Source organism: Fibrella arboris (assembly GCF_041321095.1).
Taxonomy (GTDB): domain Bacteria; phylum Bacteroidota; class Bacteroidia; order Cytophagales; family Spirosomataceae; genus Fibrella; species Fibrella arboris.
This window is the reverse complement of record NZ_JBGGWE010000013.1, coordinates 87,133-100,290: the sequence shown is the minus strand read 5'-3', so window position 1 is coordinate 100,290 and position 13,158 is coordinate 87,133. Positions and strand designations below refer to the sequence as shown.

The following is a 13,158-nucleotide window of genomic DNA, read 5'->3' as shown; positions in this document are numbered from 1 at the left end:
CGAGTGACCTTTATCGATAGGGCCTCTGGCCCGGTCGTTAAGCTTCACCAGACTTGGGCAAGTAGTCGTTTCAGTAGCTACGAACGGGCCGGAGACCCTATCGATAAAGGTCACTCGCCACAGGCAAGCGACAACGAGTCAAACGAGGGCACAAAGCCTTCTACAGCTTGTAACTCACCACGTAGCTCTTGCCTTTTTCGACGGTCAGCTCGTATTTTCCGTCGGCTGCTGTCCGAATGGCTCCCTGTTGGCAAACGGGTCTCGATTTACTGGCAAACCGAAGGGTACCGGTGCCGGCAGCGGCACCCGTCACGCGAATGTCTTTGGCACTGCAATACACGCTGACATCGCCATCGGGCGTAGGCACTTTCCCGTCGATCCAGGCCAGACCACCCAGCTGCGGTTCGATCAGGTACGTGTCGTAGGCGGGCGTCAACGGTTTCACGCCCAGGTAATATTTACCCAGCAAATAGATCGGACTGGCTCCCCAGGCGTGGCACAGGCTTTTACCGAACTCCCGACCATACATGGCATAATGCTCAGCCCCCTTTTTCGTCGGGTTGTATTCTTCCCAGAACGAGGTCGCGCCCAGATCGAGCATACCGCCCCAGTAAGCCTTCATTTCTTTTGTCACATAGGTCTGTTCCCCCAGTGCGCAAAGGGCTTCGAGTTCGTAGAAACGCATGTAGGGCGTGGTGATCCTGGGTACGTTCGGGTTCAGCAGCACATGCTCCTTCACAGCCTGCTTTTTGGCCTCGTCGAGGTAGTTGAAGAAAATGGCAAACATGTTGGCGTATCGTGTCACGTTTTCCGTCGGCACGCCGTCGATCCGGCTGTGCACGAGGGCGTGTTTTTGGTCATTCCAATAGGCGTTGAACAGCGTAGTCTTCACGTCGGCGGCGAGCCTGGCATACTTCGCGGCGTTGGGAGCATCGTTGACGATGTTGGCACAAACGGCCATCGTTTCCAGGCTTCGTGCAAACAGCAATTGCTCGAAACTGACCTCCCCTTTCTTGCTTAACCCCTCGGCCCAGTCGATGAACACCCAGTCACCGGCCAAGCCTTCAAGCAGGCCGTTCTTGTTGCGACGGGCCAGCATATAATCCATCAGGCTTTGCATACGCGGATAAAACTGCTGAATGAACGCCTTGTCGCCCGAATAGAGGTAGTAGTCGTAAATGCTGATGAACCAGTAGGACGAATAATCCATGATGGTGTTGATGTGGCTCGTGACCGGGTCTTTTCCGCGCAGGGCCAGCATGGTCCGCGTCACCGTCGGCGAGTCGAACAGGAGGTAGTAGTTCATCAGGTAACTCTGCGACGCGTCGCCCGACCACACCCAACGGTCGCGCTTGATGCCGTCGATGAAAAACTCGCGGGTATTCAAGTGGAGCGTATAAGCTGCCACGTCGTAGATCTTGTTGATCTGCTCATCGGAACAGCGAAAACTACCCCGGTCGGCCACGGGCAGGTATTCGTACAGCATCGATGCATCGTCGATCGACAGGCTGCCATCGAATTTGATATTGACGTACCTGAACGCCTTGGTCAGTTCCATGACCGAGTCGCGCTTCTGGGTCAGGGCTAGGTGCAGCTCATCGGTCGTTTCGCAGGTTTCGGTAGCCAGGGCTTCTTCCTGCGATTCGCCGTAGTAGATCATCACATTGCCGTTGCCGGTCACACCTTTCAGCTTGATGAACCCGAAGGTTTCCTTGCCAAAATCGAGCAGAAGAGAACCCGTTTTCCGAGCCGTCTTCACGGCTGCCTGTTCGGAGGTGTTCAGCCTGAACGTCGAGGGTGGCGTCTGGACGCTGTTAAACTGCCAGGAACCTGCTTTTAGCCAGGTCGTTCCCGACTGGTCGGAGGCTTTGCCCGTTTCATCGATCCACTCTTTGTCTTCGTAGGTCACCAGCCAGGTGTTGTCTGACACTACATTCTTTCCTTTGACGAAAATAGCGGGCACCCGGTCCTGGCAGAACACTTTCAGACTGATGCGGTGCTTGCCAGCAGGGACGGTAATCTTTGTCGGGAAGCCTGAAAAGGCCTTTCCGTCAACTTTTACGTTGTACCGACCTTCCACGGCCAGTTCTATTTCTTCAGCTTCAGGTACGTCGAAATCCTTGTGAAAATCGATCAGGTTGTAGTGGCTGTCGAGCTTCCAGAAGGGCGGCAAAAACGTACCCCGTTCGGTACGGCGGTTCTGCATGTTGTTGCTCAGCCAGACTTCATAGTCACCCGGGTACCAGATCCAGGTTGCCTGTTTTTGGGCAAAACCCGGCGAGAAGAACAGGAGAAATAAGCAAGCCGCTGATAGGGACTTTTTCATGAAAGGAGGGTAGGCGGAAGGGGTAAGTGGGAGTAGTGTTATTGTACGCTTCGCGCTGTGCGTCAGCCACACACAGCGCGAAGCAATCCGCGAAAGCAATGCACCAGCATAAACTATAAAGCAATCGCTACCCCAGCATACCGATCAGGTTCTCGACCATAACGGGCGAACCGATGTAGAGTGGCACGCGCTGATGCAGGCTGGCTGGCCTTACATCGAGTACCGACTGATGCCCCGTTGAGGCCAGGCAGCCTGCTTTTTCGGCCAGAAATGCCAATGGGAACGCTTCGTACAGGAGCCGTAGTTTACCGTCGCGGTTCTTACGGGTTGGCGGGTACATATAGATGCCGCCCTTGAGCAGGTTGCGATGGAAATCACCTACCAGCGAACCGATATAACGGGCTGTAAATTGTTTTTTCCGGCAGGCGGTCAGGTAGTTCCGAACGCCGTCTTCGTAGCTGTCGAGGTTGCCGTCGTTGCAGGAATAAATCTGCCCGTCGGCGGGGCTGTGAATGTCGGGGTGCGACAGGATGAACTCACCAAGCGACGCATCATAGGTGAACCCGTTGGCGCTGTGGCCGGTGGTGTAGACCATGATCGTCGATGAGCCGTAGAGAATATACCCGGCGGCTACCTGTTTACGGCCGCCCTGCAAAAAATCGGCCATGGTTGGTTCGCTGCCCACCGGGGTAATGCGCCGGTATATCGAAAAGATCGTCCCGATCGAGACGTTCACATCGATATTCGACGAGCCATCGAGCGGGTCGATGGCCACAACGTATTTTCCCTGGTTGTTGCCCGTGAAAATGATGTCTTCGTCTTCTTCCGAAATGATGGCGCAGGCTTCGCCGCCATTTTTCAGGGCCCGGCAAAAGCGGATGTTCGCAATCATGTCCAGCTTCTGCTGACTTTCGCCCTGCACATTCTGAACACCCATGCCGCCCGTCAGGTCGATCAGGCCCGCCCGGTTCACTTCCCGGTGAATGATTTTCCCGGCCAGCGCAATGTCGCGGAGTAACTGCGAGAGATCACCGGTCGCATACGGAAAGGCCGTTTGCCGGTGCATGATGTACCGATCGAGGGTGACACCAACGGGGAGTGCCAGGGGGTGCGAGGATGCGATTTCGAGTTGGCTAACGTTCATGAGCATTTGGGAGAAACAGGTGCAAAAAATAGGCGTATGTATGACGGATGCGGCGTAAGTAACGTACCTGGCTCCTGCGTCGGACAGACGGAGCATGGACTGGACAAGACGAATCTATTTCTGATGAAGAGGCAGTGTTGATTCCTGGCAATCAACACATTGGCGATGTAAGGTTACGTTGCCAATTTTATATACAGATGTGTTTAATCCGTTTTATTCACGCAATCGTTTCCGGGAACGTTGCCAGTTATTGAACGGGATCCGACACATCTTTGATAATCATCTTTTTCGCGAATTGCCCCCTTGTCAGTACGTGTTGAGTTGGGGGAGTAAGGAGTGCTTTTCCAATGAATTGATTAGCGACACAGCGCGAAGCCAACTACTTAATTACCGCGCCTGCTTCAGTAACCAGGTGGCCAGATCTTTGCCCGCGTTGAAGTTCTCGAAGGTGGCCGGGATCTTTCGCCCATCGACGTACTCGGTATAGAGCCAGGGGTCACCCACGGCAAACACGGTACCTTTGCCGATTTTGGCAGTCGCCATGATGATGTCGCCCGCTTTACTGACGACGGCTTTGGCGGGTGCTTTCACCGCAATGGGCGCTAGTTCTTTGATGTACGTAGCTCTCGTATTCGGGAAAATGACACTACCCGCCGGTATGTCAACGCGGCCCTGCTCAAACTGATCACCCTTCACCATGTTGATGTTTTTCGGGAGAAACTGCATCCCGAACTGAGCCGCCAGTTGGTTCAGGTGCTGATGCTCACAGTTCGAGGTGTCGTTGGCCATCAAGACCAGCACGCCGCCCGCTTTCACCCAGTCACCAATCGCTTTACTGTCGGCGGCGCTGATGTAGTTCGGTTTCGCCGTTTCCTTCGGCGTGTCCGGGTCAACGAGGATGTAGATAGCTACCTTTTTGAGCGAGGCGGCCGTTGGCGCCCCTGAAACGGAGACCGTTTTTGCGCCCAGATCGCGGAAGGTGTTACCCCACAGCCAGAAACCCGAGTGCTGCCGATCGTCCCAGGTATAATGAAAGGGTTCCTGCCGCCCATCGGCTCCCTTGCGGAATTCGTGGTTGAAATAGGTGTCTACGGCTACCGTGCGCGGTTTCAGGCTGGCTCGTTCGTTGGCACCTTCCATTTCCAGACTGGCCAGCACAAACGGGCCAACGCCTTTCAGGTCATCCTGCCGGAGCTTTTCGCTCAGGTAGTAGGCGTAGCTGCCATCGCGGTAGGGGTTGCCGCCCAGTCCGCCGACCGATACCGTCTTTTCGAGGTGGATCAGCCCGTTGGCATCCGTCGAGATGAAGTTTTTGAGCATACCGTCATAGCCTTTTTGGGCGGCAGCCATCATCGATGCGGGCAGGTAACCCATCCGCACGCCCTTCGCCAGGGTGTAGACAAACATGCTCGTGCCCGATGCTTCGAGGTAGTTTCCCTTATCGCCAAGTCGGTCAGTTACCTGATACCAGCAGCCCGATGCCGGGTCCTGGAATGTCAAAACGGCGGGCATGAACCGTTGCAGGATCATAAGCAGTTCGCCCCGGCGTGGATGCGAGGCAGGGACGTAATCCAGCACGTCGACCAGTGCCATGCCGTACCAGCCCAATGCCCGGCTCCAGAAATTGGGTGAAGTGCCGGTTTTGGGGTTAGCCCATTTTTGCTCGCGGCTTTCGTCCCAGGCGTGGTAGAGTAAACCGGTTTTCTCGTCGCGGGCGTGTTTTTCCATCCACACAAACTGGTCGATGATATCATCGAAACCTTTTCCCGTGGGGTCATACAACTGGGTGTATTCGGCGTAGAAGGGTTCGGCCATGTACAGCCCGTCGAGCCACATCTGGTTTGGGTATGTCTGCTTGTGCCAGAAACCACCCTCTTTCGTGCGCGGCTGATCGGCCAGTTGCTGCCGAAGCAGGTCTGCCGCTGTACGGTATTTTTCTTTTTTGGGTAGCGAGAGCTGCGACAGCAACAGCAGCGACCGGCCGGGGGCAATGAAATCGATGTTGAATTTACTGGCCTCGTAATTCTTGATCGAGCCGTCATCGTTCACCATCTGGTCCATACTTTTCAGCATGTATGTATAATAGCGCGCATTGCCGGTACGGGTCCAAACGGCTTCAACGGCGTGCAGCATCAGGCCCATCTCGTAATCCCAGTGCGCCATCCGACCACCTTTGGCCACCATCGAATCCGGGTACGTTGCCATGATGGTGGCGGTCATTCGCTGCGACCAGGGAAGGGGTTGCGCCTGTACCCAGCAAGGCAGCAGGGCTAAGGCAAGAAGTACGTTTTTCATGGAAGTAGGTAATCACGACAAAAGTGGCCGCAACAACTGTATCTACCTTCCTGAACCTACCTGCACCAACGTAGAATTCGTTGCTGCGGGAAACAGGCTTTGCACCAAGCCGACTGACTTTGTGTGTAGACCGACACGGTAAGTACCACGGATGCCTGGTTTACCGCTTTTTATACCGCCGGCGCAACGTACCTACGATAGAGCTACCCATGCTGCTGCTCAGGCTCGACAGTAGACTCCGCCGTGATGGGGGCGTTCCGGTGGCCTTCAGCAGCGTGTGTCCGTTCAGGGCGCGGTCGTCGCCCGAAAAGGTTTCCCATTGCGTTTTCCAGTCAGTAGATGACTGATCGGAACCCGTCCAGACTACCGCACCCGTTTTGGTGTCGATTGCCCGCAGATTGACGTCCATCCGGGCTTCTACGATGTGTGTGTGCAGGGTGAGCGTTCCTTTTACCTTCTCCATCACATCGACAACCGTGGAGTCGTTGATCCGCTTCGTGCCTACTTTATATAGCTGGTTGCTCTCTACGGTGGTCGATGTGGTGGTGAAATGACTGTCGTAGGGCCGGTAATCACTCACGGCCACCTGCACGGCTTCATCGACCGGAAACCCATCATAGAGCCTGTACGCACCATCGACGCCCACGTCGACCTGATTGGGGTCGAGCAGATGTACGTAGGGCGATGGGTGATTGTCGCCCTGTAAACTGGAAAAAATGGCATGGCCCAGATCGGTCGTTTCAGATGGGTCGAGTTCCGGGGTCAACACGGGCGGCTCAATCAAGACGCGGAGAACGGCATAGGGGAACGATTCCAGCGATTTTTGGGCGGCCTGCCGGTAACTGGGTACCCACGACATGGCTTTCTGGTACTGCTCGTAGGCATCGCGTGCCGCCTGCCGGTTGCTCTCCCGATACACGTAGGCCGATTCGGCCAGCGCGTACCGTTCTTCAGCCGCCAGCCCCCGCGATTCGTCCAGGCGCTGGCTGTAATCGGCTGGGTACGTTGCCAGCCAGCTGGAACCGCCTGCCGCCTGCCGGGCATCGGCCGTCAGTTGCTGGAGTATGTTGTATTCAGCAAAAACGGCTTCCCACCGAAAGGGCTTACTGGTCTGGGCGGTCAGCCTGCGAATCGTTGCCTGGTGCTGTTCGTAGCCGTCAACGAAAGCCTGCTGAATAACCTGCGCCGCCAGCGCATGCCCCCGTCGGCCAAGACCGGGTTTCTGGCTCAGGCGACGACTGGCTTTTTGTACGGCTTCGGCATAATCGCCGCGACGATAGGCCGTTTTACCACTGCTGCACGAGAGAAAGACAACGTTAGCACTAAGTAACAGCGGAAGCAGGTACGATTTCATGACATAACGGATTTGGGAATGGGCAGTGGTTGCGTGTCATTAATGACCACTTAATGACACGCAGCGATTAAAAGCGATATTTGCACTTTGACGTAATTGGAGTACTAAGGTTTAAGCAGTATAACATTGGCACGACGTCGCTACAAAGTATCGAAGAAACCGGTGGGTACGTCGCCGGGTACGTTGACCTACGTAGGTCAGGAAATAAAGCACGCGACCAAGATCAAGCGGGTCGAGTACAACGAGGAAGACTACCACATCGATGAGTCGGGGCGGTTGAGTGCCTGTAAGTTGCCCGCGGGCGGAACGCCGTATGTGCTCTGGCTCGATGTCGACGGCATTCACGAAGCGTCGGTCGTTGGGGCGCTGGGTGCCCAGTTTCGGCTGCACCCGCTGCTGCTTGAAGACGTGATGAACACCGAGCAGAAGCCTAAGATCGACCTGTACGACGATTCGAGAGCCAGTTCGGCGGTTGTGTTTATTACACTGAAAATGCTGCACCACAACAGCCGCAGCCAGGAGATTGATGCCGAGCATGTGGGTCTGGTGCTGGGAACAAATTTTCTGCTCTCGTTTCAGGAAGAACGAACGAAAGACATCTTTACGCCCGTTCTCGAACGCATCAAACTGTCGTCGGGAAAAACGCGCCGGAACGGAGCGGATTACCTGCTCTACGCAACCATGGACGTGATTGTCGACCATTATTATGTGGTCATGGAAGGCATTGCCGAGAAGCTCGACGACGTAGAAGACCGGATCATTCGGGACGTGGCCGGGCGCGACACCCTGGCGCGGCTATATGCCCTGAAGCGGGAAATGACCCTGATGCGCCGCTATGTGCAGCCCCTTCGCGATATCCTGGGAGTGCTGCTGCGCGAAGAATCGTCATTGATTCATCCGGCAACGATGCCCTTCCTGCGCGACCTGGCCGACCACGTCAATGAGGTGGTAGAAACGCTTGATTCATACCGCGAACTTGTTCCCGGCCTGCTCGACGTGTATCTGTCCACCAACAGTAACCGGATGAATGCGGTCATGAAAACATTGACGATTCTTTCCGCGATTTTCATGCCTCTGACCTTTATCGTGGGCATCTACGGCATGAACTTCGACAATATGCCTGAACTGCACTGGCATTACGGTTATTTTGTGGTGCTTGGCGTTATGGCTGTGGTGGCGATGGGCATGATCGTCTACTTCAAACGCCGGGGGTGGATGTAGGGAGAAAAGGAAGAGAGGCCCTAAAGGGAGGAGGGGAGAAAGAAGGCGCTGGTTTACCTTTGTCGCATGGTAACGCTCCTTCCTCCCTTTACGGCCTCTGCTTCTTTTCTCCTGCCTTTCTGGCTTACCGATTCGCGCCAGGTAATGGTACCTGGGCAAAGTGTTTTTTTTGCCATTAAGGGCGATCACCACAACGGACACGACTACGTTGACGAACTGTACCGGCAGGGTGTCCGGCAGTTTGTGATCGAGCAACCACTCCCTGATCAGGCCAACTTTCCGGACGCTGAGTTTATTAACGTACCGAGTACGGTGGCGTTCATGCAGGCGCAGGCGGCCGCGCACCGGGCATCCTTTTCGATTCCGGTCATTGGCATTACGGGGAGCAACGGGAAAACGATGGTGAAAGAATGGCTGGCCCAACTGCTGGCCGGTTCGGCTGGCGGAACCTCACCGGCAACGGCCGGGTACGTGGTGGCCCGCAGCCCGAAGAGCTATAATTCACAGATCGGTGTACCGCTGTCGGTACGGCAGCTGAACGATACCCACACGCTGGCCATCTTTGAAGCCGGTATTTCCCGGCTTCACGAGATGGCCGCGCTGGAAGCCATCATCAAACCCACGATTGGTATTTTTACCAACATCGGTACGGCTCATGATGAAGGATTCAAAACCCGAAAGCAGAAAATAGCCGAAAAACTGCGGCTGTTCACCGGGGCTGAAACGTTGATTTATTCGCTCGATCAGGACGAGGTGGCCGACGAGATAGGTATGCTGATCAAGGCGGTCAATCCTGGTTGCCGACTGGTTAGCTGGTCGCGGGAAGGGCGGGAGGGAGCCACATACCGGCTAGCGATCCAGGGCGACCAGCTTGCCTGTACCACGGCCGACGGGGCCGGTAGCTGGATGGTCCGCACGCCCTTCACCGATCCGGCTTCCGTTGAAAACCTGACGCATTGCCTCATCACGATGCTGACACTGGGCATGACCGACGAGGGTGACCTGAACCGGCGTGTGGCTCGGCTTCGACCGGTGTCGATGCGGCTGGAGCTGAAAGAGGGCATCAACAACTGCGTGCTGATCGATGACTCGTATAACAACGACGTGGCGGGGTTGCGGCTGGCGCTCGATTTCCAGAAACAGCAGAGCAACCGGGCACACAAAACCGTGATTCTGTCTGACGTACTGCAATCGGGTCAGGATGAAACGGAGCTATACACATTCATCGGGCAACTGCTGGCCGAACAGACCGTATCGCAGGTGATCGGCATTGGCCCGGTCATCAGCCGGAACAAAGCGGCATTCAGGTCAACCAGTTTGTTCTACCCGGATACAACAACGTTTCTGAGCGCGTACCCCACGCAACAGCTCCGCAACGGATTCCGGGACAGCGTTGTGCTCATCAAAGGGGCACGGGCATTCGGGTTCGAGCGTATCGTTGACCGGCTACAGCAGAAAGTGCATGGCACGGTGCTGCACATCGACCTCGACGCCCTGACGCACAACCTGAATCAGTACCGCCAGCGGGTGGGTAGCCATACGAAGATTATGGTGATGGTGAAAGCCTTTGCCTACGGAAGTGGCAGCGCCGAAGTGGCCCGACTGTTACAGTTTCACCGGGTCGACTGGCTGGCCGTTGCCTACGCCGATGAGGGCGTTTTTCTGCGTCAGCAGGGTATTACGCTGCCCATTATGGTGATGAACCCCTCGCCCGAAACGTTCCAGACCTTGCTGGAAAACAGGCTGGAACCAGAGCTGTACAGTTATCGTCTGCTCGACGAGTGGAGCAGTTTTCTCGAACGGCAACTACCCCGGGATGCTGGTAGGCCGGTTCCCTGCCATCTGAAAATAGATACGGGTATGCACCGACTGGGCTTTCTGGAAGCTGAAATTCCGTCGGTGGTAACGTACCTGAAAGCGCATCCGGCCGTACAGATCGCCACGGTGTTTAGCCATCTGGCGGGGGCTGACGAAGCAAAATTCAACGCGTTCTCGCAGGAACAGTTCGATACGTTTAGTCGGGCCACTTCGGTACTGGAAGCAGGCATCGGGTATAGGCCCGTTCGCCACCTGCTCAATTCAGCAGGCATTGTCCGGTTTCCTGATTTTAAACTCGATATGGTCCGGCTCGGCATTGGGCTGTATGGGGTTGAAAGCAGCCAGACAGACCCATCGCTCCTGCGCCCGGTAGGTACGTTGACAACCACCATCAGCCAGATCAAAACTGTACAGGCGGGCGAGACCGTTGGCTACAGTCGGCGCGGCGTGCTCGACCATGATGCCCGAATCGCCACCCTTGCCATTGGCTATGCCGATGGGTATGATCGTCGGCTTGGCAATGGGGTGGGTGAGGTGTGGGTCAATGGCGTACTATGCCCTACCGTGGGCAGCGTCTGTATGGATATGACCATGATCGACGTGACGAACGCGCCAGCCGACGAAGGGGATTCAGTCGAGCTCTTTGGTCCCAACGTACCTGTCACTGATTTGTCGCAGCGGATGCAGACCATCCCCTACGAAGTGCTGACCGGCATCAGCGAGCGCGTCAAGCGCGTATTTTTTGCCGCTGGGTAAGGTTGATGTATCTTGAGTCATTATCCGGCGAAGCCCCCCACAACAGTCAATCCAATGAACGAACAACTCATTCCGACTCTCTACGCCTGGGCGGGTGAAAACGACCGGCTGGAACAACTGACGGCCCACTTCTACGCGAAAGTGGCGCAGGACGAGCTACTGGCTCCGGTGTTTCTGCACATGTCGACCGAACACGCCCAGCATGTGGCCCACTTCATTGGTGAGGTATTTGGCGGACCCAGGCGTTATACCGAAAACGATGGCGGCAGTCATGCCAGCATGGTTGCACACCACGTTGGTAAGCTTCTGACGGAAACGCAGCGCCGACGCTGGTTAGCGCTCCTGCTCGACAGTGCCGATGAGGTCGGCCTGCCCGACGACCCGGAGTTCCGCTCGGCGCTGGTGGGTTATCTGGAATGGGGCAGCCGCCTGGCCGTCCTTAATTCACAGATTGACGAAAACCCGGTTACCGAAAGTGAGCCCATGCCGAAATGGGGCTGGGGCGAAACAGGTGGCCCATATCAGCCTTAATTTATAGATCAACACAGAGGAACAGAGGTAACACAGAGAACACAGAAGTTATTTTAAAAAATAGAAACTCTGTGTTCTCTGCGTTACCTCTGTTCCTCTGTGTTGAAATAGGAGCTACGACAATTTCACCGCCCAGCTAATAAGCTTCCGAACGCGGTCGGTGTAGGGCGGATACAGGAATTTCATGGTGCCGAACTGGCGGCGCAGAATACTTCGCCGGTGAGAGAGTTCCTGAAAGCCGAAGTAGCCGTGGTAACTACCAATGCCGCTGTTATTGATGCCGCCAAACGGCATTTCCGGGTTGGTGAAATGAATCATGGCATCGTTGATCACCGTATCGCCGGCCGATGTCCGGCTGATCAGGTAGTCGATATGCGCCTGTTTCCTGCTGTGGATATACAGAGCCAGCGGCTTTTCGCGGCTGTTAATATGCTGGAGCGCCTCGTCCAGATTCTTCACGCTGACCACGGGTAGCAATGGACCGAAAATCTCCTCCTGCATGATGTGCATCGCGTCAGTGACGCCATCGATCAGCGTGGGCTCGATAAAGTTGTCCGCTTCATTGGTCCGGCCACCCAGCAACACGGTAGCGCCTTTTCTGGCGGCATCGTCGAGCAGCCCCTTGACACGCTGAAAATGGCGCTGATTGACAATCCGGGCATAACTGTCAGACGTAGCGCGGCTAGCGGCGTCGGACCCATACATTCGTTCCACCACTGCCTTTACTGCATTCAGTAACGGCGTTTTCACCGATTCATGCACCAGCAGGTAATCGGGCGCAATGCAGGTCTGGCCGTTATTGAAGTACTTGGCCCAGGCCAGAATCTCTGCTGTTTTCTGAATGTCGGCCGTTTCATCGACCACAAAGGGCGACTTGCCGCCCAGTTCGAGCGTGACCGAGGCCAGGTGTTTGGCAGCGGCGGCCATCACCACTTTGCCCAGTGCCGGGCTGCCGGTAAAGAAAATATGGTTGAAAGGCAGTTCCATCATGGCCTGCGCCGTGTCAGCCGCCCCTTCAAAAAGCACCACTTCTTCGGGCGGGAACAACTCGCCGACCATCCGCTTCAGCAGGGCCGATGTATTGGGTGTCAGTTCAGATGGTTTCAGCATACAGACATTGCCCGCTGCCAGCGCCGCAATGAGCGGGCCCACCATCAGATCGAATGGGTAATTCCAGGGCGCGATAATCAGCACAACGCCCTTTGGTTCATACTGCAGGTAGCCACTGGTGCCCACCAGCGAGAGAGGTGTTGGCACCCGCTGTGGCTTCATCCACTGTTTCAGATGCCGGATCGTGTACCGAAGATCACCCATCAGCCCGACCAGCTCGCCCAGGTCAACCTCTGCCGCTGGTTTCCTGAAATCGGCATGCATCGCTGCATGAATGGCTGGCTTGTTGGCCTCAATCCACAACTTTACCCGCTTCAACCGCTCAATGCGTTCAGAGGCGGTTGTTAAGGCCATTGTGGCGGCGTGTTGACGCAACTGACTGAAGGCCGCCTGAACGGGTTCATTCAGGGTAGTTTCGGGAGACTGAGCGATCATAGCAGGGTAGGATTTTTTGATGAAACTACGTAAAAAACGAATAGCCTTTGTTAGCCGGGTACCGGTGATCCGGCTCGGGTGAGCCGTTTACGCGACACGCGTGTGAATAAAACTGTGGGTAGAACGGGTTGGTGCAGGGAGGTGCCAACCGGTAAATCACCTACCTTT

The 13,158-nt window shown here is 55.7% G+C and carries 8 protein-coding genes; 3 read left to right on the top strand and 5 right to left on the bottom strand.

All coding sequences use genetic code 11. From position 1 onward, the window contains the following. Positions 1–160: 160 nt before the first annotated feature. The 4 genes from ACAW75_RS20860 to ACAW75_RS20845 form a co-directional block, all read right to left on the bottom strand. The gene (locus tag ACAW75_RS20860; RefSeq protein WP_370730689.1) at positions 161–2,326 is read right to left on the bottom strand and encodes an alpha-L-rhamnosidase-related protein; all 2,166 of its coding nucleotides are present in this window, start codon (positions 2,324–2,326) and stop codon (positions 161–163) included. A gap of 127 nt (positions 2,327–2,453) precedes the next feature. After that, positions 2,454–3,470, bottom strand: a complete 1,017-nt coding sequence (gene fbp, locus ACAW75_RS20855) for a class 1 fructose-bisphosphatase (RefSeq protein WP_370730688.1) — start codon at positions 3,468–3,470, stop codon at positions 2,454–2,456. A 387-nt stretch (positions 3,471–3,857) separates the two neighbouring features. Continuing rightward, on the bottom strand, positions 3,858–5,765 hold the full coding sequence (locus tag ACAW75_RS20850) for a glycoside hydrolase family 88 protein (RefSeq protein ID WP_370730687.1): 1,908 nt from the start codon (positions 5,763–5,765) through the stop codon (positions 3,858–3,860). Between the two features lie 160 nt (positions 5,766–5,925). Beyond that, positions 5,926–7,119, bottom strand: a complete 1,194-nt coding sequence (locus tag ACAW75_RS20845; protein WP_370730686.1) for a hypothetical protein — start codon at positions 7,117–7,119, stop codon at positions 5,926–5,928. Positions 7,120–7,245: 126 nt separating this feature from the next. On the opposite strand from ACAW75_RS20845, the gene corA reads away from it, so the two are divergent. The 3 genes from corA to ACAW75_RS20830 all read left to right on the top strand — a co-directional run bounded on the left by corA (position 7,246) and on the right by ACAW75_RS20830 (position 11,445). Beyond that, positions 7,246–8,340: a magnesium/cobalt transporter CorA gene (corA, locus tag ACAW75_RS20840; RefSeq protein ID WP_370730685.1), complete on the top strand. Its 1,095-nt coding sequence runs from the start codon at positions 7,246–7,248 to the stop codon at positions 8,338–8,340. A gap of 66 nt (positions 8,341–8,406) precedes the next feature. Then, the gene (locus ACAW75_RS20835) at positions 8,407–10,914 is read left to right on the top strand and encodes a bifunctional UDP-N-acetylmuramoyl-tripeptide:D-alanyl-D-alanine ligase/alanine racemase (protein WP_370730684.1); all 2,508 of its coding nucleotides are present in this window, start codon (positions 8,407–8,409) and stop codon (positions 10,912–10,914) included. Between the two features lie 54 nt (positions 10,915–10,968). After that, positions 10,969–11,445 (top strand): group II truncated hemoglobin, encoded by a 477-nt coding sequence (locus ACAW75_RS20830; RefSeq protein ID WP_370730683.1) that lies wholly within the window; start codon positions 10,969–10,971, stop codon positions 11,443–11,445. A 114-nt stretch (positions 11,446–11,559) separates the two neighbouring features. Here the strand turns inward: ACAW75_RS20830 and ACAW75_RS20825 are convergent, their stop codons facing one another. Beyond that, positions 11,560–12,990, bottom strand: coding sequence for an aldehyde dehydrogenase family protein (locus ACAW75_RS20825; RefSeq protein WP_370730682.1), 1,431 nt, complete (start codon positions 12,988–12,990; stop codon positions 11,560–11,562). Positions 12,991–13,158: the final 168 nt, after the last annotated feature.